General features: G+C 59.3%; 26 protein-coding genes and 1 pseudogene. 25 read left to right on the plus strand and 2 right to left on the minus strand.

Features of this window, described 5'->3' with window-relative positions; genetic code table 11:
- Nucleotides 1–2: 2 nt before the first annotated feature.
- The 6 genes from rpsQ (at nt 3) to CCANI_RS01800 (ending at nt 5,819) form a co-directional block, all read left to right on the plus strand.
- A complete protein-coding gene (gene rpsQ / locus CCANI_RS01775; RefSeq protein ID WP_146325600.1) occupies nt 3–281 on the plus strand; it encodes a 30S ribosomal protein S17 in 279 nt (92 codons plus the stop codon).
- A gap of 309 nt (nt 282–590) precedes the next feature.
- Nucleotides 591–2,357 carry an ABC transporter substrate-binding protein gene (locus tag CCANI_RS01780; protein WP_146325599.1) on the plus strand — a complete coding sequence of 589 codons (1,767 nt, stop codon included), beginning with the start codon at nt 591–593 and terminating at the stop codon, nt 2,355–2,357.
- A 96-nt stretch (nt 2,358–2,453) separates the two neighbouring features.
- Nucleotides 2,454–3,389 (plus strand): ABC transporter permease, encoded by a 936-nt coding sequence (locus CCANI_RS01785; RefSeq protein WP_246118306.1) that lies wholly within the window; start codon nt 2,454–2,456, stop codon nt 3,387–3,389.
- 55 nt (nt 3,390–3,444) lie between these two features.
- Nucleotides 3,445–4,257 (plus strand): ABC transporter permease, encoded by an 813-nt coding sequence (locus tag CCANI_RS01790; protein ID WP_246118305.1) that lies wholly within the window; start codon nt 3,445–3,447, stop codon nt 4,255–4,257.
- The gene (locus tag CCANI_RS01795; RefSeq protein WP_146325596.1) at nt 4,254–5,144 is read left to right on the plus strand and encodes an ATP-binding cassette domain-containing protein; all 891 of its coding nucleotides are present in this window, start codon (nt 4,254–4,256) and stop codon (nt 5,142–5,144) included. The genes CCANI_RS01790 and CCANI_RS01795 overlap by 4 nt, the downstream gene beginning before the upstream one ends.
- Complete coding sequence (locus CCANI_RS01800) at nt 5,145–5,819, plus strand: ABC transporter ATP-binding protein (RefSeq protein WP_146325595.1); 675 nt, start codon at nt 5,145–5,147, stop codon at nt 5,817–5,819.
- Between the two features lie 217 nt (nt 5,820–6,036).
- Here CCANI_RS01800 and CCANI_RS01805 read toward each other — a convergent pair.
- A pseudogene (locus CCANI_RS01805) lies at nt 6,037–6,409 on the minus strand (ATP-binding cassette domain-containing protein); the annotation flags it as partial.
- A 90-nt stretch (nt 6,410–6,499) separates the two neighbouring features.
- Here CCANI_RS01805 and pnuC point away from each other — a divergent pair.
- The 5 genes from pnuC to CCANI_RS01830 all read left to right on the plus strand — a co-directional run bounded on the left by pnuC (nt 6,500) and on the right by CCANI_RS01830 (nt 12,285).
- Nucleotides 6,500–7,198, plus strand: coding sequence for a nicotinamide riboside transporter PnuC (gene pnuC, locus CCANI_RS01810; protein WP_186750404.1), 699 nt, complete (start codon nt 6,500–6,502; stop codon nt 7,196–7,198).
- Nucleotides 7,186–8,166: an AAA family ATPase gene (locus CCANI_RS01815; protein WP_146325593.1), complete on the plus strand. Its 981-nt coding sequence runs from the start codon at nt 7,186–7,188 to the stop codon at nt 8,164–8,166. The genes pnuC and CCANI_RS01815 overlap by 13 nt, the downstream gene beginning before the upstream one ends.
- Nucleotides 8,167–8,273: 107 nt before the next feature.
- Complete coding sequence (locus CCANI_RS01820) at nt 8,274–10,148, plus strand: VWA domain-containing protein (protein ID WP_146325592.1); 1,875 nt, start codon at nt 8,274–8,276, stop codon at nt 10,146–10,148.
- Between the two features lie 47 nt (nt 10,149–10,195).
- Nucleotides 10,196–11,107, plus strand: a complete 912-nt coding sequence (locus CCANI_RS01825) for a hypothetical protein (protein WP_146325591.1) — start codon at nt 10,196–10,198, stop codon at nt 11,105–11,107.
- Between the two features lie 173 nt (nt 11,108–11,280).
- Nucleotides 11,281–12,285: a hypothetical protein gene (locus CCANI_RS01830; protein ID WP_146325590.1), complete on the plus strand. Its 1,005-nt coding sequence runs from the start codon at nt 11,281–11,283 to the stop codon at nt 12,283–12,285.
- A gap of 1 nt (nt 12,286) precedes the next feature.
- Here CCANI_RS01830 and CCANI_RS01835 read toward each other — a convergent pair whose 3' ends face one another.
- Nucleotides 12,287–13,588, minus strand: a complete 1,302-nt coding sequence (locus CCANI_RS01835; protein WP_146325589.1) for an alpha/beta hydrolase — start codon at nt 13,586–13,588, stop codon at nt 12,287–12,289.
- Between the two features lie 321 nt (nt 13,589–13,909).
- On the opposite strand from CCANI_RS01835, the gene rplN reads away from it, so the two are divergent.
- The 14 genes from rplN (at nt 13,910) to rplR (ending at nt 25,014) form a co-directional block, all read left to right on the plus strand.
- On the plus strand, nt 13,910–14,278 hold the full coding sequence (rplN, locus tag CCANI_RS01840; RefSeq protein WP_146325588.1) for a 50S ribosomal protein L14: 369 nt from the start codon (nt 13,910–13,912) through the stop codon (nt 14,276–14,278).
- Nucleotides 14,279–14,593 carry a 50S ribosomal protein L24 gene (gene rplX, locus CCANI_RS01845; RefSeq protein WP_146325587.1) on the plus strand — a complete coding sequence of 105 codons (315 nt, stop codon included), beginning with the start codon at nt 14,279–14,281 and terminating at the stop codon, nt 14,591–14,593.
- A 2-nt stretch (nt 14,594–14,595) separates the two neighbouring features.
- A complete protein-coding gene (gene rplE, locus CCANI_RS01850) occupies nt 14,596–15,168 on the plus strand; it encodes a 50S ribosomal protein L5 (RefSeq protein ID WP_146325586.1) in 573 nt (190 codons plus the stop codon).
- Nucleotides 15,169–15,260: 92 nt separating this feature from the next.
- Nucleotides 15,261–15,734 carry a GyrI-like domain-containing protein gene (locus tag CCANI_RS01855; protein ID WP_146325585.1) on the plus strand — a complete coding sequence of 158 codons (474 nt, stop codon included), beginning with the start codon at nt 15,261–15,263 and terminating at the stop codon, nt 15,732–15,734.
- Between the two features lie 287 nt (nt 15,735–16,021).
- Nucleotides 16,022–16,237, plus strand: coding sequence for a transposase (locus tag CCANI_RS01860; RefSeq protein ID WP_146325584.1), 216 nt, complete (start codon nt 16,022–16,024; stop codon nt 16,235–16,237).
- A 415-nt stretch (nt 16,238–16,652) separates the two neighbouring features.
- A complete protein-coding gene (locus tag CCANI_RS01865; RefSeq protein ID WP_186750476.1) occupies nt 16,653–18,008 on the plus strand; it encodes an HNH endonuclease signature motif containing protein in 1,356 nt (451 codons plus the stop codon).
- 217 nt (nt 18,009–18,225) lie between these two features.
- Complete coding sequence (locus CCANI_RS01870; protein ID WP_246118294.1) at nt 18,226–19,197, plus strand: substrate-binding domain-containing protein; 972 nt, start codon at nt 18,226–18,228, stop codon at nt 19,195–19,197.
- Complete coding sequence (locus CCANI_RS01875) at nt 19,194–20,249, plus strand: ABC transporter permease (RefSeq protein ID WP_146325329.1); 1,056 nt, start codon at nt 19,194–19,196, stop codon at nt 20,247–20,249. The genes CCANI_RS01870 and CCANI_RS01875 overlap by 4 nt, the downstream gene beginning before the upstream one ends.
- Nucleotides 20,249–21,007, plus strand: coding sequence for an ATP-binding cassette domain-containing protein (locus tag CCANI_RS01880; RefSeq protein ID WP_146325330.1), 759 nt, complete (start codon nt 20,249–20,251; stop codon nt 21,005–21,007). The genes CCANI_RS01875 and CCANI_RS01880 overlap by 1 nt, the downstream gene beginning before the upstream one ends.
- Nucleotides 21,008–21,108: 101 nt before the next feature.
- A complete protein-coding gene (locus CCANI_RS01885) occupies nt 21,109–21,879 on the plus strand; it encodes a PTS sugar transporter subunit IIAB (RefSeq protein ID WP_146325331.1) in 771 nt (256 codons plus the stop codon).
- Between the two features lie 9 nt (nt 21,880–21,888).
- Complete coding sequence (gene ulaA, locus CCANI_RS01890) at nt 21,889–23,400, plus strand: PTS ascorbate transporter subunit IIC (protein WP_146325332.1); 1,512 nt, start codon at nt 21,889–21,891, stop codon at nt 23,398–23,400.
- A 260-nt stretch (nt 23,401–23,660) separates the two neighbouring features.
- A complete protein-coding gene (gene rpsH, locus CCANI_RS01895) occupies nt 23,661–24,059 on the plus strand; it encodes a 30S ribosomal protein S8 (RefSeq protein WP_146325333.1) in 399 nt (132 codons plus the stop codon).
- 17 nt (nt 24,060–24,076) lie between these two features.
- Nucleotides 24,077–24,613, plus strand: coding sequence for a 50S ribosomal protein L6 (gene rplF / locus CCANI_RS01900; RefSeq protein ID WP_146325334.1), 537 nt, complete (start codon nt 24,077–24,079; stop codon nt 24,611–24,613).
- Nucleotides 24,613–25,014, plus strand: coding sequence for a 50S ribosomal protein L18 (gene rplR / locus CCANI_RS01905; protein WP_146325335.1), 402 nt, complete (start codon nt 24,613–24,615; stop codon nt 25,012–25,014). Before rplF ends, rplR begins: the two co-directional genes overlap by 1 nt.
- Nucleotides 25,015–25,025 lie beyond the last annotated feature (11 nt).

The following is a 25,025-nucleotide window of genomic DNA, read 5'->3' on the forward strand; positions in this document are numbered from 1 at the left end:
ACATGAGTGAGGCAAACGTGAACAAGAAGCAAAGAGGCGCCCGCAAGGTCCGCACCGGCTACGTGGTGTCGGATAAGATGCAGAAGACCATTGTTGTGGAGCTGGAAGATCGCCGTCAGCACAGCCTGTACGGTAAGACCATCCGCACCAACTCCAAGGTCAAGGCACATGATGAGGATGAAATCGCCGGCATCGGTGACCTCGTTCGCATCGCAGAATGCCGTCCGCTGAGCAAGGACAAGCACTACCGCCTCGTCGAGATCGTCGAAAAGGCAAAATAAGCTTCCTTCGCTTATCGGCGCACCCCGTCTCCCGCATCGTTTGGTGCGTGGGGGCGGGGTTTTTGCTTGTTTTGGGGGCGGGGTGCGTGATGGTCCCCAAACCAATGGAACACAAATTTTCCAGCCTCACCGCTGTGCATAATCCCGAAGGATTAAGGTGAAGCCCACCATTATGGGGGTGGGTTCGAAATGGTAGCGCATAAGTGCTTCATTATTGTCTTTGCAGGTCGGGGGACTGTAGGGGTGGTTTTTTGTGGGTAATCGGTTAAGTAAAAACCAATTGCTTAAAAATTGTTGACCGATAAATAAATGAAAAAGGAGAATTTTCAATTATTTGCGCGCATACTGAACGAACAAATTGTGCCTACCCTAAGTAAAGAGGAGTCAATGTTCTCTTCCTGTACCTCCATTGTTCGGCCAGGACGCGCCGTTGCCGCGTCGGTTTCTGCCCTCTCGGTATGCGTTCTTACCTTGACTGCATGTTCCAATCCGGACGACAACTCCGCGTCTGGGGCTTCGGGAACCAACGCTAGTGCCGAGCAGACTTTGGTTCTTTTGGACAACAATGAAACTGGTGGATACAACCCAGTTGCGGGGTATAGTCGCGCTGGCGATTCCCCGATCTATGAGGGGCTGTTCCGCCTCAAGGCTCCGGCCAGCGGGGGCAAGGATGCGTCGAAGATTCTCGTGGAATTCGAGCCGTTGCTCGCGGCAGGGCCTGCCGTTTCCAGTGATGGCAATAAGACTTGGACTGTCGAGGTGAAGGAAAATATCGCTTTTTCCGACGGCTCATCTTTTGGCCCTGAGGATGTTGTTGCCACCTACAAGGCTATTCTCGATGAGCGCTCTGCTTCTGGTGAAGCTCTAGACTGGGAAATGGTCAAGGATGTGCGTTCCGAAGGGAACAAAGTCATCTTCGAGCTGAAAATCCCGTACGCCGAGTTCGACCATAAGCTCCTCAACGGGATTGCCCCCTCAGAGGCCTTTGACGGTGATCCAAAGCTTGCGGAGGAATCTGAGCTGAACTCCAAGCCCGTGGGCACCGGTCCTTATAAGCTTGAGCAGTTGCGTGCGGATGAGGCTATCTTCACAGCCCGCGAGGATTACCACGGCGGTGCTCCGGAACTGAAGAAGATCGTTTACCGCGTTAATCAGGACGAAAACTCTCGCGCACAGCAGTTGCGTGGGGGCGAGGGTGACGGCACCATCATCGACCCAGCGCTTGCCCAAGAATTCAAGGGCAAGGATGGCTTCAAAGTGGTGTCCGCGCATTCTGCGGACTGGCGCGGCATCACCTTGCCGGCAGGGAATCCCGTGACCGGTGACCAAGCTGTGCGCACTGCTGTGAACTTGGCCGTGGACAGGCAGGCGCTGGCGAATGACGTGTTGAAGGGCCATGCCAAGCCTAATTCCACCTTCCTTGCGGACTTCTATGGGGATGCTTATGACCCCGCCGCCGATATTAACTACGATGTGACCAAAGCAGAGAAGATTCTTGACGAGGCCGGTTGGAAGAAGGGCTCGGATGGTATTCGTGTCAAGGATGGTCAGCGCGCCGCTTTCGACGTCATCTACTATCCGAATCTTGATCGCGCCCGTGCTGACCTGACCCTGGCTGTTGCCTCTGACCTGAAGAAGATTGGCATCGAGGTCACCCCTCTTGCACGCGATTCCAAGTCAGTAAATGAAGAGGATTATGCGAAGATCCCTGTCATGCTTGGTGGTGGGGCAACGCCATACTCGGTTGATGGTCAAATCTACACCGTCCTGCACTCTAAGTTCGCCAAGCCTGGAGCAGGGGCGTGGTGGGATAACTGCTCTGATTACGTCAATCCGGAGATTGACAAGCTGTTGGACGAGGCTCGCGTTGAGCAGGATCAGGCCAAGCGTGATGCGCTTTATCGCGAGATCCAGAAGCTTTACGCTGAAAAGCCGGCAATGCTGCAACTGGTCTATGTCGATCACGTTTACGTGGAACGCGATCTTGGTTACACTCATCCTGCCGAGATTCTGGAGCCGCACGCGCACGGTTTGAACTTCGGTCCGTGGTTCAATCTAGCGGCTTGGCACAAGTAAATGGCACAGCCTCAACACCATCAGGTCCCGCAGCAACCCAGGCCACGGTTTCAGAGTCGCCGCCGGGCAGTTTGGGGAATCGTCTTCAGGCGAGTAGTGGTAGCAATACCCATTTTGGTGGCGACGACTGCTGGGGTGTTCGCTTTGGCTGCGGTCAGCCCCTTCGATCCGCTGGATGCGTATCTCAAAGGGCAGGCAGGTAGTTACACGGAGGCGCAGCGAGAATCAATCTCGCACCAACTTGGCCTAGACCGATCGTGGTGGGAGTCGTGGCTGGTGTGGCTGCAGGGCTTAGCCTCGGGTGACCTTGGTATTTCTCGTTCGTATTCCCAACCTGTGACGCAAGTACTGGTTGAACGGCTGCCGTGGACGATGTTGCTCGGCGTGTGTGGGCTTGCCGGTGCGATTGTGCTTTCCTTTTGCTTGGGGCTGTGGGCTGCGGTGCACCGCGGCGGTGCAGCGGACCGGGCGATCCTAGCGCTCGCCACCGTGATCCAAGCGACGCCACCCTTTGTTGTGGCGCTTGGTGGATTGGGTCTGTTTGCCCTGGTGTGGAAGTTGTTCCCGACCGGCGGGCTGACCTATCCGGGGCAGCCGGTAACCTTTTCCTCCACGGTTGCGCACCTAGCGCTACCTGCGACAGTACTGGCGATTACGCAGGTTCCGTGGTTGGTGTTGTCCCTACGGGAGTCCATCGTGGAGGTCATGGACTCCGGAGCTGTGACAGGTGCGCAGGTCCGGGGTATCCCCAGACGGACGATTATTTTCTCGCACTTGTTACCGACCTCTGTGCCACCTTTTCTGGCGCTGATTGGTGCGGGACTATCCGAGTTGGTTGTTGGCTCCACACTGGTTGAGGCCGTGTTCGCATGGCCGGGGTTGGGCACCGCCTTGGTGAAGTCCGCGCAGAGTCTGGATTTTCCGCTGCTGAGCATCCTCACTGTTGCGACGACTGCGGTGGTCCTGCTGGGCAACCTGCTTGCCGATGTCGCATTTGTTGTTCTCGATCCGAGGGTGGATGCGGATGCTTAAAACACCGAAAACTACAGCTTTGGCGGCTAAAAATCGAAAGCCGGCTGCGGGCAGAGTGTTCGCACCACAGGTCGTTGTGGCCGGGGTGTTGCTGATCGTCATTGCCGCTTATGCGCTGCTTACTCCGCTGCTCAGTGATGCTGACCTTGTGCTCACCGATTTCGCTAATGCTGGCACCGCCCCAGGGTCCGAGTACCTGTTCGGTACCGATTCCAAAGGCCATGACGTGTTCTTACGCGTGGCCGCCGGCATGCGCATCTCGTTGTTTATCGCGATCGTCACGGCGGTGTTCTCCGCGATCGTTGGGGTGATTCTGGGCGTCGTGGCGGGCACCATGGGTGGTCGCGTGGATAGGATTATTATGCGCGGCGCGGATGTTACCAACGCCCTGCCGCACCTGTTGTTGGGTTTGCTGATTGTGAGCTTGTTCCGTGGCTCGATTACAGCCATTATCGCTTCCTTGGTGCTTACCCACTGGGTGACCATCACCCGTACCGTCCGCGCGGCGGTGTTGCATCTGCGCAGTGCTGAGTTCGTGGAGGCAGCCTACCTGTCTGGGCTGCCGCGCATCCGCATCATGTTTCTGCATGTGGTGCCGGCGGCGTTGGGGCAGGCGCTGGTTGGTTTGATTCTGCTGATCCCGCACGCGATCTGGCACGAGTCCACGCTGTCCTTCCTGGGGGTGGGGCTGCCGCCGCATAAACCGTCGTTAGGCACGTTGCTTGCCGATGCGGAGGGGGCTCTGCTTCTCGGGCACTGGTGGATTTTGGTGTTTCCTTCCTTCTTCCTTGTCGCGACTACGCTCTGTATCGCCACGATTGGTAACCATTTGAAAAACCGCATGATTGGTCAGGAGGTGTTGGTATGAGTGAGCAGGCAAAACTGTTGGAGATTGACAACCTGACGGTGCGGATTCCGCTGCGCGGCGGGGATATCGTGCACGCCGCATCCAATATTGCTCTTTCCGTGCAGCGGGGCGAGGTCGTTGCCGTTGTCGGCGAGTCTGGTTGTGGGAAGTCCATTATCGCAGCCTCCGTGGTGGGGTCGTTGCCACCCCATGCGGTCACCTCGGGGCGAGTGCAGTACTACTATCCCGACGGCCGTAGCGTAGACATCCTGGCCCGCCGCCCACGCACCGCCATGCTTGCAGCCACGGATAGTGAGTTGGCGGGGCGTCGAATAGCACTGGTGCCTCAGTCGGCGGCGACATTCCTCACCCCCGTACGCACTGTTGGTTCCCAGCTGGCCGAAACCATCTCGGTGCTGGGCAGCACCCACAGTGTCGAGGAGTTACTGGCCAGGGTGCAGCTTGACGGCGATGTCGCCGCCAAATATCCCCATGAGCTTTCCGGCGGGATGGCCCAGCGGGCGGCAGTAGCATTCGCACTGGCCGGGGATCCCGACTTAGTCATTGCGGACGAGCCGACAGCGGCCCTCGACCCGGACTTGACCATCGTGCTGCTGACCATGCTCCGCGAGATCGCCGATGCTGGCGCGGGCGTCATGCTGATCACGCACGATATTTCCGAGCTGCGTGACAGTGGTATCGCCGATCGCATTGCGGTGATGTACGCCTCCCGCTTTGAGGAAACCGGTGCAGCCGACCAAGTGCTCGAAGCACCAAACAGCCCATACATGCGCGATCTGCTGGCCGCCCTGCCCGAAAACGGCATGCACTCCATGCCGGGGGCCGTGCCAAGCCTGACCAACCTAGCCGACGACTACTGCTACGCCCGCCGACTCGAGGAGGCCTAAATGACCAGCAACACAGATGCGCCGCAGCGGGCGCTGGTTGCCCAAGGAATATCCAAATCCTTCGGCACCAACGATGGCACAGCACGGCTGATCCTAGACAACGTGTCAATTACAGTCACCCCTAGTCAGATCGTCGGTCTGCGGGGGCCATCAGGCGTAGGCAAATCCACCCTCGGGCGCATCCTCGCCGGCCTTGAAACCCCCGACCACGGGCAATGCCTATGCGACGGTGAAATCATTGGGCCAGTACGCAGCCGCAAAGGCCAACCAGTACGCGGCCAGATCGGCATGATCTTCCAATCACCACGACGCTCCTGTGACCCGAGAATGACACTCGGCCGCACCATCGCAACAGCCGCCGCAACCCGGAAAACCCAGGATACAACCATCCAAACACTCATCGACAGCGTCGGACTCACCCCAGACCTGCTGCAACGCTTCCCAAACCAAGTATCCGACGGCCAACTCCAACGCGCCGCCGTAGCCCGCACACTGGCCGCACAACCGCGCTACCTCATCTGCGATGAAATGACCGCCATGCTCGACGCCGCGAACTCCGCAGCAATCGTCGCCGTCATCCGCACATACGCCGACACCGGCGGCGGAGTACTCATGATCAGCCACGAACACAGACTGCTCGACGCCGTCTGCGACAACATCAAGCAACTCGACTAACACCCCCACCAGCCCCGAAAAACACTACAATAACATCATCGCCTAGACAGTGGCCTTTCCATCGTTGCACGGGGACCTGGTCAATGCTTAACAGCACTGAGCTGGACTACTTCGGAGCAATACGACCGCAGTAGTTCATCGTCGTGACTGACTAGGACAACACCCATATCCACGTTGTTGATCTCCGCTAGGACGCTCATCACTTTGGCTGCTGCATGATGGTCTAGAGCCGAGGTGATCTCGTCACACAACAATAACTTTGGGTGCACTGCCAAAGACCGCGCAATCGCAACACGTTGCCGCTGTCCACCAGAGAGGTGGCTTGGTTTGTGCTGCGCGAGTTTCGCATCGATTCCTACTTTCTCCAACAGTCTTAACGCCTCCTTGCGTGCGGCATTTCGACTCTTTACCGATGCCCGTGCTGCACGCGCTACTGCGTCGAGTGCCGTCATTTTCGGATTGAGCGTAGAAGCTGGGTCCTGCGAGATGATCTGGATCATCATTCGATTTCTCCGCGGCCAGCGTTGCCCGGCACTTCGGGTTACTCCCGCACATTCAATTGTGCCTTCCTCCGCATCTTGCAATCCCACCAAGCACCGAAGCGAGCTGGGATTTGCGGTGAAACGTCGGCAGACCTATAGTTAGTGTATAAACAACACGAACTATAGTGAGGTACAGCAATGGAGCTGGTCTACGCATTTTTCAGCGTCAATACCATCGCCTTTGAGATCCTCGGCTATCCCATTAGCTGGTTGGAACTCGTAGGCACCATCTTTAATTTCGTCTGCGTGGTGCTCGCCGCCCGCCGCAATATTTGGAACTGGCCCGTCGGCCTGGTCGGCGTCGCGCTTTTCGGCATCCTGTTCTACCAAATCAACCTTTACGCAGACGTCTTCGAACAGGTCTACTATCTGATCACCGGCATCACCGGGTGGTACCTCTGGTCCCAGGTGGGCAAGCGTGACAAAGACACCGAAACCACCGTCCGCATCACCACCAACACGCAGATTCAAAACCTGTATTGGCTCGTAGGCATCGCCGCCACCTCGGTGTTTACCGGCTGGCTCACCAGCAACCTGCACCTTTGGGCCCCCGCATTCTTCCCCGAGCCCGCCTCTTTGCCGTACCTCGACGCCGCCACCACCATGACCGCCTTCGCCGCCCAGTTCCTGATGATGCGCCGCAAGCTCGAAAGCTGGTACCTCTGGCTGGCGGTAGATATCGTGGCCGTGGGGCTTTATTGGTACAAGGGTGTGCCTTTCGTGGCGCTGCTGTATTTCCTGTTCCTGTGCAACGCTTGCTACGGCTGGTGGACCTGGCGTGCAAACGCGCTTTCCAAGGAAGAACCGGCCTCCGAGGAACAGCCATGCACGGTGTAATAGCAGGTAAGTTCTATCCGCCACACAAGGGGCATGATCACCTTATTCGCGCGGCGCTGCAGCAATGTGCGGAGGTTGACGTACTGGTCGTCGATAATCCGGACTACCGCATTCCCGCAGTTCAGCGGCAACATTGGTTGCAGGCGGCCCACCCGGCGGCGCGTGTGCGCATCATTCCGGACATCGGGAAGGATGATGATAGCCTCGCCTGGGCCGCGCACACCATGCGATTTCTGGGGCGCAAACCTGACGTGGTGTTTAGCAGCGAAACCTATGGTCCGCACTGGGCCGAATATATGGGCGCCGCGCACGTCATGGTTGATTTCGAACGTGCTAGCGTCCCGATCAGCGGCACCGATATCCGCTCTGACCTTTATAAACACTGGGACTGGCTCAACGAACACGTGCGCGCAGGATTGGCGGTGCGCATCGTGATCGTCGGCGCCGAATCCACCGGCACCACCACCCTTGCCCGCGCGCTTGCCTGCGCCCTGCACACGCCCTGGGTGCCAGAAATTGGGCGCTCCTATACTCAATCGATCCTCACCGATGGCGCGGAATGGTGCGACGATGATTTTTATCGCATCGGCGAACTCCAGCAATCCTATGAAAACGCGCTGGCAGCGAGGTCGCGAGGGGTGATTGTCTGCGATACCAATGCCGTGGCCACCCAGCTTTGGCAACGCCGGTACCGAGGCGAAACTACTTCGCGAATGCGTTCGATTGCGGCGCGGGATAAGGCGGATCTCTACATTATTACCGGCGACGAAATTCCATTCGAACAAGACGGGATCCGCGATGGCGAGCACATACGCCACGACATGCACCGCTGGTTCGTCGAATACCTGAGCGCCAGCGGCGTGCCTCACGTGGTGGTGCGCGGATCCGTGGCGGAACGCCTGGCCGTGGCCGAGCAGTGGGCGGCGAAAACCATTGCCCGCTGCCGGACGCTGAAAAATCCCACCTGAAATTTATAGCCTAACCCAAACTAACTAATCCAAACGCTTTACTAAACGCTGCAGCTGCTCTACCGTGTGAAGTGATCGTCTTGTCGGCTATAGAATGCAGGTTCGCTATGTTTGGAAGGCCTCCGCTTGTCACCGCGGTGTCCATAATCGCCACGATCGCGCTGATGGTTCTGGCCACGCCGCCGGTGGCTACTGCCGCGGATGCGCTCGCCCCAACGGTGGTGGTCCTTGATGCCTCCGGTTCGATGACGGAGACCGACGCCAATGGCCAGATGCGCATGGACGCCGCGAAGCAGGCCGCCAACGATTTTCTGGGCCAAGCGCCGGAAAACGCCCAGCTTGGCCTGGTCACGTATGGAACGGGAACGGGCAGTTCGGATGCGGAGAAGGAGGCGGGCTGCCGTGATATCACGGTGTTGTCTAAGCCGGGGGAGCGGCGGCCGCAGGATTTGACCCGAGACGTCGATGGCTTGCAGCCGCGCGGTTACACGCCGATCGGCAATTCGCTCCTCAAGGCTAATGAGTTATTGCCTCGGGAGGGCGCGCGTTCCATAGTTTTGGTGTCCGACGGCATTGATACGTGCGCTCCACCCCCTGTGTGCGAGGTGGCCAAGCAGCTTAAGGCGCAGGGCACCGAACTGGTGGTCCACACCATTGGGTTCATGGTTGACGACGCCGCGCGGGCCGAGCTTGAGTGCGTAGCTCAGGTCACCGGGGGCACATACGCGGATGCGTCGAGTGCGGAATCGCTTTCGGCAACCTTGAAGCAGGCAAGTCAGCGCAAGGCGGAGGGGTATCAGCTGCCCAGCGAGGAAGTGGAGTTTGCGAGCGATAAGGAGGGGGCTCCGCAATTGGAGCTGGGTACCTTGGAAAAGCCGAGGAGGGTGACGGCCAAGATGCCCCGCAGGGAGGGGAAGAAGTCCTTTGCAAAGGTGAGCATTCCGCAAGGGCATCGTCTTGCGGTTGGACTTACCGGGGTGCCGCCCATTGGTACCCAACGCGTATTGGAGGGCAAGTTTCAATACGCGCCCAATTTAAAGTCGGCGGATGATCTTTCGTGCCAAGCTTCAGCTACCCCGGCCGGGGACGCGGATGGTGGTCGGCCAATGTCTGGGTACCTGATCAGCGGGGTGCAGGGCAAAGATGATTATTGCGACGAGGACTTCTACTACCTGTATTTCGATGAGATGTGGGAAGTGCCCGAGAACGTGGATCTGACCCTGGCGCTCGTCCCGGAACCCGATAATTTTGGCGATGATTCTAATAAGAGCGTGGCCAAGCCTCGGGCGGCCGGTGATCTTGAAGCGCCGGTGGATACTGGGGACATAGTCTCCGCGCAGCTGATGACCCAGCCAGATTCGGACGCTGCGGAGGTAACGGGAAGCGTGGAGGCGGAAATCGTAGAGGGCGAAACGCAATATTTCGCTGTCCCCGTGGAATGGGGGCAAGCCCTGAACGCGACCATTGAGGTTGTGGAAGACCCGCGCCAGCACGACCTCGATCCATTCGAGCGCACGGCGAGGGCCCTCGAGCTCCATGTTCTCAACCAATTGGGTCAGCTGGAGGAAATCGTCTGGGAGCAATCCCTGTTGCGGGTCGAGGAGATTGGAAAGAAACACACCGTTGGCACGAAATACCCCATCTCTTACGCCAACGCGACCGAGGATGCTGCGTGGCTGGGCGGAAAGCATTTCGTGCAGGTGAGTTTTACCAGCACGCACCGTGAGGACGGCCCCACCGACGCCACCACCGAAATCATCCCAGTGAAGTATCGGCTGACTTTGACCCCGGTTGGCAAAAAGGTGCAGGGGCCAGAATTCAAGCAGTCGGCAACGCAATCGAAAACCAGCACTACCGAAACGAGCGCGGAAAACGAGGGATCTCCGGTAAATCGAACTCTTGTTTATGCGCTAGTCGGCGTCACAACGCTGGCCGTAATCGCGCTCATATTTGCTATCGTTATGGCGCTGCGGAAGAGGTAATGCGGGGCGTTGTCGCGGCGTCGATAAGCTCACGTACTATGTTAGGCATGGCTAAATGGAGGAGTGTTGGCGCCCTGCTTGCGGCATTCGCGCTGGTCAGCTGCGGTGCCAAGGCCGCAGACCAGGCCCTGGCGGAGGTGGTTGGAAGCGCGGGCACGGTGACGGCCCAGCCGTGGGAGACGCACAATAACCTCGTCACGGGCTTCGCCGACCTCGACCCAAACGCGCAGGCGAACACGTGGGCGGAAGTGCGGTGGGCCGAAACCCCGGCGAACGAGCTCATCGCGCAGACGATCGAAGAGGCGAAGGCGATCAATACTGCGGGCCCCGCGAAATACGGCAGTTTTGTGTGGACCTATTTTGTGGAGCCGCTGCCGGGCGATGTCGAATACAGTTATTTTGATGTGCAATTCATGGAACCCGCGGCCGCGGCGGCGCTGGTCGCGGAAGTCCGCGGGCTAATCGCACAGGAAAGCGATTGGCAGAGGATCGAACTCACGGCCAAAACTCGGGGGTCGGAAAAGGTCAGCCTCAATTTCGTCGGCGAGCCCCGCGACGTGCCGCAACAGCTGGAAACCTTCGCCCGGCTCAGCGAACGGGGGCTGGGCAAACCCGATTGGGAAATCAGCCTGCAGTCCGGCGACCAAGGCCCGGCGTTTTTGGCGCCTGCCACCGCGTTTACACCGGCGGAGGCGCGTAGCCTTGCGGAGATCGCCACGCGGGCGCCGGAGATCACGGCGGTGGGCAGCAGTGACGCTACCGCGGCGGCGCTGACGGTTCAGGTGGAGGATCCGCTGACCTGGATGCCGCAATTCGTGTTGGAAAACCAAGAACAGCTGCCCGCCGGCCCGCTGGAGTTCCGCTTCCACAACGGCAGCGTCATGCTAAACGGCTGCATGCAACGCGATGGGGAACCGCAAGCTTTGCTTGTGCTGCAAGAAGAGTACGAACGCTGTTAAAACTTGCACACGGTTTTCGGCCTTTTCTAGGCGCAAGCTATGCGGATTCTAAGACGGGCCCGTAAATCTATGAGTTCACCAGCGAAAACCAGTGCTGCCGCTGGGTAGCCCCCAAGAGTGAGGCTAGGCGGCCAGTCTCCCCTTCGGTCCGGTTTTGTGGTCTACTCACTAGTATGGGTGCGTTTTCTCGGGTGCTTCGACCTGCCGTTTTCTTGATAGCCTGCGTGAGTGTCCTCGCCCAAGTTGGGTGCTCTTTTTCGGACTTCGAACGCGATGAGGCGTCCCAAGTTTTGCAAGCCGAATTTGAGGAAGAGTTTGAGGCCTTAGGCTGGGCAAATAAGCCTACCTACCGGCGCTTTTATTCGCCGTTTAGCTATCACATTACCGTTGATATTGATTTAGGGAACGTTTCTCAGGGCCGCTTGAGGCAGGTCCGGGACACGCTGTTTAGCCAGCGGGAACGCGCGGAAAAGCAGAAGGTGCCCATGCAATTCACCATCGCGGCGGAGATCAATAGCAGCGTGGTGAACCTAGACGAGCAGACCTCCACCAGCATGTTGGACGCGATGCTGCCCCTGGCCGGCGTGGGCGTGCGCGAAATGGGCATGAGTTCGAGCAATAACTGGGTGACCATATGTTCGGATACCGGCCCGTTGTGTGGGCCGGACGCGCGCCAGCGCCTGATCCAGCAGGCCACCATGATTTCCGCTGCGCTCACCGAGGACCCCGAGGGGATCGGGCAACAGAGCTTCCGCATGTACCTAGAGCAAGGCAGCGACACCCGGCCATTGGACATCAACGTGGTGGTGCCGGAGCAGGCGCAGCTGGATGGCGAAGGCATGCGCGGCATGTTGTTCCTGCACGATTCCTTGGTCGCCGCCTCCGCACCCGCGACGGTGAGCACCTTGCATTACGTTGTCGGCCAGGGCGTGAGCTATATGCATATCGCGGCCCCGGGCGATGAGTGGACCCCCGAGCTGGAGGCGAGCATCGGGGCGCTTGCCGGGTTGGTGCGCGCCCACGGGGTTGCGGATTACGGCACCTACCCCGAAAGCCGCGGCATGGCGGTGCGGTTTGTCGACGTCGCGGACTTGCTGCACGCGCAAATGCTCGGCTGCAGCGACCCCACCGACATTCCCCAGGAGCAACGCCTGCGCGAATTGGTGGAGGAATGCTGAGTTACTTGCCCGCCTCGACGAACTCCTGAAAATCCGCCTCGGTGGGGTAGTTCGGCAGCGGGGCCGGGGCGTCCTCAAGGAAAGCGAGGATGCTGCGGAAGGGATCGTCGCGGCCGTCGTCGAATCGGTGCAGCACCCCGTGGCCAAAGTCCTTAAAGTATTGGGTCCGTTCCAGTTTGGGGTAGGCGCTGATATAGGCGAGCTGGTCGCTGCGGTGCACATATGAGCATTCGCCGAGCAGCAGCATGGCCGGGACCTGCGCGTTCTGGAAGGCGTCGAAGGAGAACTCGTTGGTGTCCGCATTGACGCTGGCGTTGACCGCGACCGTGACATAGGGGTTCATGCGGAACCCGGTCTTTTCGGTTACCGGCGGCACGGGTTCCTTTTCGTCGGTGCAATATTGGTATGCGTCCAATTCCTCGGTTTCCGCCGGATCGTACACATTCGCGGCCTCTTCCTGCGGTAAAAACTGATTGCCCTGCGGGAGGGCGAATAGTCCGACAAGCATGCGGGGTTCCAGCAGCGTGGGCGAGATTTCTTCGACCTGTTTGCGCGGGTTGGTGGCGTCCGATTCCGGCACGTGCTCGGACACGTATTGCGTAAAGTCGCGGTACCGCATGGGGATCGGTCCCGGCTCGGAAAATATGGCCTTGGAGATTTTCGGGGCGGTGCGGGCGTCAGCAACCGCGCTGGCCGCGAGCATGCCGCCGTAGGATTGGCCGACGAGGGTGAGATTCGGGGCGTCGATACGCTCGATGACCTCGGCGAGGTCCGCCACATTGCGCGAATGCGAATACTCGTTCGTGGGCAGGAAGGCGCTGCGCCCGGACCCGGCCTGGTCGTATAAATAGACGTCATAGCCCAGCTCCGTGAAACGCTGGAAAAACTCCATGTGTCCGCTGGTCACCGAGGAACCCGGGCCGCCGTGGAGGAACAGGATCGTGGCTTTCGGCGGCTCGATGGTGGTCGCCGGCAGGTGGTAGTAGGCGAGGTTGCTGCCGGTGCTGAGCTGCCAAAATTCGGTAGGAGCGGCGTCGAAAACCTGTTCAATCGGCGGGGTGCGCGGGGCGACGGGGACGCACACAAACGCGCAGGCGGCAACCGGGATAAGCGTGGCCGCGATCACTAGCGCGGGACGGCGGCGGCGCCACAGCCACGCCCAGCCGCACACAATCGGAATTAAGAGGCCGAGGGCGAGCACGCCGCCATACGCGCCGCGCGTGGCCAATAATAATAGGAAAAACGCCACGAGCGGGAGCAGGAGGAGGGCAAAGAGCAAAACAATCCGCTGTAGCCATTTCATGTGTTGGCTCCTCAAAACCTCGGGGCGTTTTGTGGTTATTATTCTATCAACGCCGGGGTCGGCTTTGCTGCGGCTTACACGCGCGAAAATATTGCCTAAGGCAATTTGCGCCTTTCCTTGTGGCTGTGGTTAGATGTTCGCGTTGCCTGTAGTAGGTCGGTTCGCCGTGCGTTTCCGAGCGTGGACCGAGACCCTCCGACGTTTCCTTGCAGGAATGTTCGGCGCCCGAGTATTGGGGGCTGCGTGGCAGTGTAAGACATAGACCGCGCGTGTCAGGACGGAAATCTGGCTCGCATTATTCCAGGTCAGGAGAGACCCAAAGTGATTCAGCAGGAATCGCGTTTGAAGGTCGCCGATAACACTGGTGCACGTGAAATTTTGTGTATCCGTGTTCTTGGCGGCTCTACTCGACGCTTTGCCGGGATCGGCGATGTAATTGTCGCGACCGTGAAGGAAGCCACCCCTGGTGGCAACGTGAAGGCCGGCGAGATCGTCAAAGCCGTGATTGTTCGCGCGAAGAAGGAAACCCGTCGCCCGGACGGCTCCTACATTGCGTTCGATGAGAACGCTGCCGTGATTATCAAGAACGACAATGAGCCGAAGGGCACCCGTATTTTCGGCCCTGTCGCCCGCGAACTCCGCGAGAAGAAGTTCATGAAGATCGTTTCGCTGGCTCCGGAGGTAATCTAAATGAAGATTCATAAGGGCGATACCGTGATCGTCATCTCTGGTCCGGACAAGGGCGCTACGGGCAAGGTTATTGCCGCGTACCCGAAGCGCGAAAAGGTACTGGTTGAGGGCGTAAACCGGATTAAGAAGCATGTTGCTAACTCCGCTCCGGAGCGGGGCGCTTCCTCCGGCGGCATTGTGACGCAGGAGGCCCCGATCCACGTTTCTAACGTGATGGTTCTTGATTCTGACGGCAACCCGACCCGCGTCGGTTACCGTTTCGATGAGAACGGCAAGAAGGTTCGCATCTCCCGCCGGAACGGGAAGGACATCTAATCATGAGCGAGAACTACACCCCGCGTTTGAAGACCCGTTACCGCGAGGAAATCCGCACCAAGCTGCAGGACGATTTCAAGTACGAGAACGTCATGCAGATCCCGGGCGTGGCCAAGGTTGTTGTGAACATGGGCGTGGGCGCTGCGGCCCGCGATTCCAAGCTGATCAACGGTGCGTTGGAAGACCTGACCTTGATCACCGGCCAAAAGCCGGAGTTGCGTCGCGCGAAGAAGTCCATTGCTAACTTCAAGTTGCGTGAGGGCATGCCGATCGGCGCCCGCGTGACCATGCGCGGCGACCGCATGTGGGAGTTCCTGGACCGCCTGCTCACCGTTGCGCTTCCGCGTATCCGTGACTTCCGCGGCTTGTCCGACAAGCAGTTCGATGGCCACGGTAACTACACCTTTGGCCTGAACGAGCAGACCATGTTCTACGAGATTGACGTGGACAAGGTTGACCGTCCGCGCGGTATGGACATCACCATTGTCACCACCGCCACCAACGATGCTGAGGGCCGCGCGCTCCTCCGCGAGCTGGGCTTCCCGTTCAAGGGCCCAGACGGCAAGATGCTCTAAGCAGCCGCTTATCGACGCCCCCGCCTCCCGCACCGGAGCGCGGGGGTTTTCCGTATACTCGGTTTGCGGTATTCCGTTTTTAGAGGAGAGTCATGTCGATAGTTATTTCGAAAGCGACCGTGGATCCTATGACCGTTGTGGCGTTGACGGGCGTTGTTCCCACGTATGAGGACGAGCCGCAACTCTGGGACCAGATGATTCCTCTGGTGGAGGGGCTCACCCCAGCCGGTGATTTTCTCTGTGGCGTGATCGAACACTCCGAGGAGTACGTAGCCCACAACCCCAAGCTTTCGGTGTTCCTGCCCGTAGTGGAAGACACCCAGGTTGAGCCGCCTCTGGAGCTCCACCATTTCCCGGCCCGCGAATGCCTCGTTGCCGATATCCTTGGCCCGTACAACCAGATCACCGCCGCGTACGAGGAGCTCCAACAATACCTTGAAGCCCACGGCTTGGCGCACCGCACCGATGGCACCCTCGCCGCGAAGAGCTTCAGCCTGTACTTCAACACCCCCGAACAAGTCGACGAATCTGAACTCCGCACCAGGGTCTGCATGCCACTGGGCTAGAGCTGCAGGCCTAGGAGAGGGCGCGCAACCTCAATGTCGTATCGACGATGCTTGGTTTCTAGCGCCCGAATTATTTGCTCGAAAAAAATACTCAATACTACGGGCGAATTTCGGCCGCTATTTTTGCATGACCGATTGCGCGCCATACGTTTTCTGCTGAAGTGCCCTGAGAAAGCCTATTGCTGTCGGCTATTTGGTTCCTGAAACGTTTTTCAATAAAGGAAGTTTATTCGCGGTGCTTGTTTGGGTGAACAAGCACGCCCCAGAAATTTCCCCGGGCCGCGTCGTTGGGGATCAATCATCACACTTTGCGGGAATGGGTGAAGCTCAGTCGGCGGGCTGAGGCCAAGCAGGCGCGCCAAATTTCTCCAGCGGATGCGGAGCGGCGGATCCGAGAGCTGGAGGCCAAGGTTGCGGAGCTAACGCGGGCCAATGAGATTCTGGCGGAGGCCTCGGCTTTTTTCGCCGAACCTCCAGACCGCGCCACCCATCCTCACGATTAAACTATTTGCACGAACCATCAGTTACTGAAGGCGGGTGTGGGGGTGGTTGGTACCCCTTGTGTTGTGAATGTTGAAATGTGTGTAAGGTCACAGGTTTTTGGTTTCGGGGTGTTGGGGGTCTCGGTGAAGGTTTGTATCATTTTTGCTGTGTTTGTGCTGTGGTGGGCTTGAGAGGGGTCGGTTTCGGGCTGTGGGGTGTGGTGGTCCCTGTTGGTGGCGTGGGTTGTGGTTGGGTTGTTCGCAATGGGTGTGGGTGTTGTTTTGCCTGCGTGTGCGGGGTGTGCGGGGGTGGTGTTTCCGGTTGTGGGCGTCGGGTTTGTGCAGGTGGCAGGCCTTGTAGTGGTTGTGCTGTGAGTGTAGCGTGGGTGATAGTTAGGGAATGAATTGTCGGGGTGGGAAGGGACACCGAGGGACGATGAGTGGCAGTGCTGGTACGGCGGGGCGGCGTGCGTTTTTTGCGTTGCAACGGGTGGATAATGTTGCGGGTCGGGCGACGATCGCTACGAATAAGGTGTATTTGCGGGTGTTGATGGGCATTGTGGGGGAGGTGGATTTCCCGAATGTGGAGCTGTCGAAGTTTGCGGCGAAAATTTCGACGGATCTTGGTTGGTTCGGGGCGCGGAAAACGGAATTGGTGTTGGGGTTTGCGTATCGGTTGCGGACCCAGTTGCCGTTGTTGCGTCGGTTGGCGTTGACCACTGGCTGTGTGGGTTTGGAGTGGGCGTGTGCGATTGAGCGTGGGTTGCAGGATGTGCCGACGACGGTGTCGTTGCAGGTGTTGGATAAGCTGGATCGCTTTTTGGTGAAAATGTTTACCCCGACCCGGGAGAATCAGACGCTCCCGCCGCCGCGGCGGGTGCAACGCCGCATCGAGGAATGCTTAATCCGCGCGGCGGTGATCAACGGCGCGGCGAAACCGGCTCTGCCACCGCCGGAAATCATGGTTTATCCCAGCCCCACGGTGCCCGGCCGGATCGTGTTCAACGCCGAGTTGGACGAGCTGGCAGCCGTGGAAGTCGAAGCGGCCATTGAGACCCATGCCCGCGCCAGGAAACTCACCAAAACGGAGGCGCTGGTGGAGCTTGTGTGTGGGGATGAAACCACCCGTGCGAAACATCGGAAAGTGGTGATTTTCGGGGTGGGGTCCTTCCAGCCGAATGTGCCGCTGCATATCGATCGGTTGCGCGTGACCGCCACCTTGACCGATGAGCAACGCCAGATCATTGCGGCGATGCAGCCGGAGTACCGCAACGCCCTGGAGGTGGCCCAAGAATGCCATGCGGAGCATGACCCCACCCCGGAGCAACGCAGCCTGGTGTACCTGCGCGATGGGCATTGCATGTTCCCGGATTGCGCCATCAACGCCGATCATTGTGACGTGGATCATGTGATTAATTATGAGGCGGGCGGTTGGACCACCGGCAGCAACCTGCAATCCTTGTGCCGCCACCACCACAACATGAAAACCGATCGCAGAGTCGCCGCCACAGGCAGCATCGACGGCACCATCACCTGGACCGACCCGGAAACCGACGAAATCATCGGGGTGGTCACCCCCGACGGGCCCCTCGCCGGGATCCAGGGCGGGATCGAAGGCATCACCACCCGCCACTCCGGCAAAACCCCCGCCGACGACAACACCGACCCACCCGAACACGACGGCCGCGGCAACTGGGGCTACACCTGGAGCCACAAAAACACCCGCACCCGCAAACACCGCGACCAACAACGCCCCACCCCACCACCGGACAACGAACCACCACCATTCTGAACCGAACAAGCGGCTGGGCTTCCGCGACCGCGTGGGAACAATAGTGCAGACCTTTTATCAAAAAAGCTACCAAAGGGGTGGTGCGGAAACCCCTGCTTAATGGCGCTGAATCGTTAAATTTGCAGGTCAAGTAGTTTGACAGGGTTTGTAACCATGCGTTGAATCGGTGTGCGTGTATAAGTTTTTGCGCGCTGTAAAACCCGCGAGATTCGCGGCAATTGTCCTCGGTACCGCTGTAATACTTGCAGGTTGCTCCTCAACCGGAGGGGCGCCGCGTACGGAAACCGGGGGAGCGAACGGGGTCGGTGAGGGTGGCGGCGTCGATACGCAGCGGAAAGTGGTAGCGCTGGTGAGCCACGGCGCGCCCGGCGACACGTTTTGGGACCTTGTTCGAAAGGGTGCGGAAGACGCCGCGCGCAAAAGTAATATCGAACTGAGGTATTCTTCGGACCCGCAGGCGCCGAACCAGGCGAACCTCGTGCAATCGGCCATCGACAGTAACGTTGACGGTATCGCGGTCACCATGCCGAACGCACAAGCGATTGGGCCGGCGGCGCAGAAAGCGGTAGACGCGGGCATTCCGGTGGTCGGCCTGAACGCGGGCATGACGGAGTACCAAAAGTACGGTTTGCAGGGGTTTTTCGGGCAGGATGAATCCGTTGCGGGCGAAATGGCGGGCAAACGTTTGGCCGAAGACGGCGCCGCGAACGTATTGTGCGTGATTCATGAGCAGGGCAATTCTTCGCAGGAGGCACGCTGCGGGGGTATTGAAAAAGGCCTTGGAAAGAAGGTGGAAATCCTGTACGTGAACGGCCAGGACCTCACCAGCGTGCAAGCGACCGTGCAAACCAAGCTCGCCCAAGACCCGAGCATCGATTGGATCATGGGTTTGGTTGCCCCGGTAGCGCTCACCAGCGTTCAATCCGTGGAAGCCGCCGGTAGTAAGGCCAAGATTTCCACCTTTGACACCAATGGCGAGCTCGTGGATGCGATCAAGTCCGGCACCATCGAATGGGCCGTTGACCAGCAGCCTTACCTGCAGGGCTACCTTGCCGTGGATTCACTGTGGCTGGACGTGCGCAACGGCTCCACGCTCGGCGGCGGGAACCCGGTATATACGGGCCCCTCGTTCGTCGACGCGGACAATGTCGAACAAATTGCCGACGCCGCGAAGGCGGGCCTGCGATGACCACAACCACGACTACTCCCGCAGCGACCGACAACGGGCACGAGGATCGGCTGCCCACTCGGTCCACCTTTGATAGGGTGATCCGCCGCCCCGAACTCGCCAGCCTATTGGGCGCGATAGTTATCTTTGTGTTGTTTATGGTGGTGGCTCCGGCATTTCGTTCGTGGGATTCCGTAGCCACGGTGCTGTACACCTCTTCCACCATGGGCATCGTCGCCCTCGCGGTAGGCATGCTGATGATCGGCGATGAGTTCGATCTTTCCTCTGGCGTTGCGGTAACCACCGCCGCCCTCGCGGCCACCATGTTGAATTACAACCTGCACCTTAACTCGTGGGTCGGTGCCGCCATCTCGCTGGCAATCGCACTGGCTATCGGTGCGCTCAACGGCTGGCTCGTCACTCGAACAGGTATTCCATCGTTCCTTATTACCCTGAGCGCGTTCCTGATGCTGCAGGGGCTGAACCTGGCCATCACCAAGCTGGTGACCAACCAGGTAGCCACCCCGACCATCGCGGATATGGAAGGGTTTTACTCCGCCAATATGGTCTTTGCCAGCAATGTCAATGTGTTCGGCGTGCAGGTTCGCGTCACCGTGTTTTGGTGGATCCTCTTTGTTGTCCTCGCGTCGCTCCTGTTGCACCGCACCCGTTTTGGCAACTGGATTTTCGCCGCCGGTGGTGACGCGGAGGCGGCCTATGCGGTGGGCGTCCCCGTGCGCCGCGTGAAGATCACGCTGTTTATGTTTGTGGGTTTCGCCGCCTGGTTTGTGGGCATGCACACCCTGTTTACCTTTGATTCCATCCAGGCCGGCCAAGGTGTGGGCAACGAGTTTCTGTATATCATCGCCGCGGTCATCGGCGGGTGCGCGCTGACGGGCGGTAAGGGCACGGCCGTCGGCACTGCTATTGGGGCGCTGATCTTCGGCATGACCAACCAGGGCATCGTGTATGCGGGCTGGAACCCGGATTGGTTCAAGTTCTTCCTCGGCGCCATGCTGCTGTTTGCCGTTGTAACAAACCTGTTCGTGGCTCGGTATACGGAGGCTCGCTGATGTCCATTGTGTCGCTTGTGGATGTTTCCAAGAGCTACGGCACGTTCCGCGCGTTGTCCGGCGTGAACCTTGATATCGACGCTGGCGAGGTCGTGTGCGTGCTGGGGGATAACGGCGCCGGCAAGTCTACGTTGATTAAGGTGCTCGCGGGCCTGCACCCGCCCACGTCCGGCGAGGTGCTTATCGACGGCGCGCCGGCCCACCTTGACTCGCCCGCTGCGGCGTTGGAGGCTGGCATCGCCACCGTGTATCAGGACCTCGCCGTGGTTGACCAGATGTCGGTGTGGCGCAATTTCTTCCTTGGCCAGGAATTGACGGGCCCGTTCGGGTTGCTCAAGCGTGCGGAGATGCGTTCGATTACGCGCGAGCAATTACGTTCGATGGGTATTGACCTTCCCGATGTGGAGGTTCCGGTGTCGAGTTTGTCGGGCGGCCAGCGCCAAGTTGTCGCCATTGCGAGGGCGATTTATTTTGGTGCCCGGGTGGTGATTTTGGACGAACCTACCGCCGCTTTGGGGGTAAAGCAATCGGGAATGGTGTTGCGGTTTATTGCCGCCGCGCGTGACCGTGGTACAGCGGTTGTATTGATCACTCACAATCCGCATCATGCGCACTTAGTTGGTGATCGATTTACCATTTTGAACATGGGGAAGCAGGTACTAAGCGCAGGTAGAGACCAAGTTACGGTCGATGAATTGGCGCTGCAAATGGCGGGCGGCGGTGAGCTAGATACGTTGCAACACGAATTGGCGCGGTGACATTTTTTGGATACTACGCGCGCAAGGTTTATTAGATTGTGACCAACACGGCTAACTATCGCAGTAGATACTAAACGTTCTGTCTAATAGCATTCCTGTATATGACGTCATTATCTGAGCTGCTGGCAACGGATGCGATCGCTCTGGATGTCCAGGTGCCCCATTGGGAAGCCGCGATCCGGCTCGCGGGGCAACTCCTCGAATGCACGGGTGCGGTCGAGCCGGAATATACGGAGGCGATGGTGGACGTTGTCAAGGACAACGGGCCGTATATCGTCGTCGCCCCCGGGTTTGCATTCGCACATGCGCGTCCTTCCCGTGCGGTGCACACGACCGCCATGGCGTGGGTGCGCCTCGCGGAGCCCGTGGAGTTCGGCCATGCGAAGAATGACCCGGTGTCGCTCGTGGTGGCGTTGGCGGCGAAGGATAGTACGGAGCATCAGAAGGCGATGGCGCAGCTCGCCCGCATGCTCAGCAAGCCGGACACGAAGGCGCTTCTCGACGCCGCGATGAGCGGCCAAGACCTCCTAGCAATCCTCGGTGACCAATCCGCGGCGCCCGAACCGGAGGAGATTACCGATACCGCCCGGAATAAGATCTTGACGGTCTGCGGCAATGGCCTGGGCACGTCCCTGTTTTTAAAGAACACGCTGCAGGAGGTGCTGAGCCGGTGGGGTTGGGCACCGTATATCACCGTTGAGGCCACAGACACGATCTCCGCGAAGGGTAAGGCCAAGGAGGCGGATCTGATCTTGACCTCCGGCGAGATCGCGCACACGCTTGGCGATCTTGGGGTCCCGGTGGCCGTTATTCATAATTTCACTGATCCATTTGAGGTGGACGCCGTGTTGCGTGACCTCTACGACGTCTAGGAGACCATCGTGGATGTAGTCATCTCGATCTCCGAATTCCTTGTCAACGAGATCCTGGCGGTACCCGCCTTTCTCATTGGTTTGATCACGGCGGTCGGTCTGGCCGCCCTGAAGAAACCCAGCGGCCAGGTCATCGGTGGTGCCTTCAAGGCCACCTTGGGGTTCCTGCTGATCGGTGCGGGGGCCACGCTGGTGGTGGCCTCCCTGGAACCGCTTGGCGCGATGATCCAAGGGGCCACCGGGGCGCAGGGCGTGGTGCCCACCAATGAGGCCATTGCGGGCATTGCCCAGCAGCAATATGGTGCGCAGGTCGCCTGGTTGATGATCTTGGGTTTTGCCATCAGCCTGGTGCTGGCGCGTTTTACCCCGCTGCGCTATGTGTTCCTGACGGGGCATCACGTGCTGTTTATGGCCACCATGCTCACCATCATTTTGGCCACCGCGGGTTATAGCTCGTGGGTGGTGGTGCTCGGCGGCGGCGTGCTCCTGGGCGTCTTGATGGTGTCCATGCCCGCCTTGGTGCACCCCTGGATGCGGCGGGTGACTGGTGATGATTCGATCGCCATGGGGCATTTCGGCTCCGCGGGCTATATCGCGGCGGGCGCGGTGGGCTCGTTGGTGGGTGGGAAACGCAGCCGCTCCACCGAGGAATTGGTGCTGCCGGAGGGCCTGCGCTTCCTGCGGGATTCCATGGTGGCCACGGCGCTTTCCATGGTGATTATGTATGTGATCCTGGCGCTGGCCATGCTGTGGCGGGTGGGCAAGGAGCAGGCCTTCGGCGCGTTTGAAGACGGTGCCACCAGCGTGGGGAATTACCTCATGCAATCGGTCACCCAGGGCCTGCAATTCGGCGTGGCGGTGGCCGTGATCCTGTTTGGTGTGCGCACCATCCTTGGGGAGCTCGTGCCGGCCTTCCAAGGTATCGCGGCGAAGGTGGTGCCGGGTGCCATTCCGGCCCTGGATTGCCCGATCGTGTTCCCCTACGCCCAGAACGCCGTGCTTATCGGCTTTATTTCGTCCTTTGTCGGCGGCCTAGTTGGGCTGCTGATCTTGTCTTCGGTATTGAATCCGCAATTCGGCGTGGCGCTGATCCTGCCCGGCTTGGTTCCGCACTTCTTTACCGGCGGTGCCGCAGGCGTGTTTGGCAATGCCACCGGCGGCCGCAGGGGGGCGGTCTTCGGGGCGTTTACAAACGGCCTGCTGATTACCTTCCTGCCCGCGTTTTTGCTTCAGGTGTTGGGGGACTTCGGTTCCGAAAACACCACCTTCGGCGACGCGGACTTTGGCTGGTTCGGCATCGCGGTGGGTTCCGCGGCCAAGCTTGGTGGTCTCGGCGGCTTGGCGCTGATCGCATTGGTAGGAGTCGTGGTGTTTGGTTTGGCAATAATTACGCAGAAGAAAATGGCTGGCAGCGTGATGGCTAGCATCACCGAGGCCCCCGAGCCGCCGCCGAACAAATACCCGAAGATCGCGCCGCCCAAGGGGGCGCCGAAACCCCCGCCTGTGCTGGAGCTGCACTAGGTGCTCGGGAGGGCGCGGCGTCGAAAAGAAAACATCTTGTGTGCTGGAGAGTTCTACTGTAAGGTTGCGCCTTGGACCTGAAATAGGTCTGTGTACGTTATTATTCCTACTTTGTTGTAGGCCCCCCGCCCCACGGCGTCCATCTCTTTTCAGGCAGCGAGCCGCAGCATTATTGAGTGCTGGTGGCGAGAGTGGCCGGTGACAGGTGATAACGCCGGGTGGGGAAGGAACCGCAACGAGAAAGGCTCCAAGGTCACCTTATGACCATGACTGATCCTATCGCCGACATGTTGTCGCGCGTGCGTAACGCAAACAATGCGTACCACGACACCGTGTCGATGCCCTCTTCGAAGCTGAAGGTCAATATTGCAGAGATCCTGAAGCAAGAGGGCTACATCGCTGACTACTCTGTTGAGGACGCCAAGGTTGGCAAGACCCTCAACATCACCCTGAAGTACGGCCCGACCCGTGAGCGCTCCATCGCAGGTGTGCGTCGCGTGTCCAAGCCGGGTCTGCGTGTGTATGCAAAATCCACCAACCTGCCGAAGGTGCTGGGCGGCTTGGGCGTGGCTATTATCTCCACGTCTCAGGGTCTGCTCACCGATCGCCAGGCCAACCAGAAGCGCGTGGGCGGAGAAGTCCTCGCCTACGTGTGGTAAGGGAGGACTGAGTACACATGTCGCGTATTGGTAAGAATCCGGTTGTTATCCCCGCCGGTGTGGAAACGAAGATCGACGGCCAGCTGGTGGACGTCAAGGGCCCGAAGGGTTCCTTGTCTTTCGAGGTTCCGGCGCCGATCGTTGTGAACCAGGAGGGCAACGAGATCGTTGTCACCCGCCCGGATGATAACCGTAAGAGCCGCGCCCTGCACGGGCTGTCCCGTTCGCTGATCCACAACATGGTTGTTGGTGTCACCGAGGGCTACACCATCAAGATGGAAATCTTCGGTGTTGGTTACCGTGTGCAGGCTAAGGGTAAGGACCTGGAGTTCTCCCTCGGCTACAGCCACCCGATTCTGATTGAGGCTCCGGAGGGCGTCACCTTTGCGGTTGACGGCACCACCAAGTTCTCCATTTCGGGTATCGACAAGCAGAAGGTCGGCCAGATCGCCGCTATCATCCGTCGCCTGCGGAAGGACGACCCCTACAAGGGTAAAGGCATCCGCTACGAGGGTGAGCAGATCCGCCGCAAGGTCGGAAAGACGGGTAAGTAATGAGCAATACCGCAGAGAACAAGCGTCTCCCAATCGGCAAGGACATTTCCACTCGGCGTCGTTTGGCACGTGCCCGCCGCCATGGACGTATCCGCAAGACCCTGCGCGGCACCCCCGAGGCGCCGCGTTTGGTTGTGCACCGCACCTCCCGTCACATGCACGCTCAGGTTATCGACGATCTCGCGGGCCACACCCTGGCCGCCGCCTCCACCATGGAAGCCGATGTGCGCGCCATGGAAGGCGACAAGAAAGCCCGTGCAGCTAAAGTTGGCGAGCTCATCGCTGAGCGCGCCAAGGCTGCCGGCATCGAGGTCATCGTCTTTGACCGTGCAGGTTACAAGTACCACGGCCGCGTCGCCGCACTCGCGGACGCTGCCCGTGAAGGTGGTCTGAAGTTCTAATGGCCACCATC

This window comes from Corynebacterium canis, from assembly GCF_030408595.1.
GTDB classification, from domain to species: Bacteria; Actinomycetota; Actinomycetes; order Mycobacteriales; family Mycobacteriaceae; genus Corynebacterium; species Corynebacterium canis.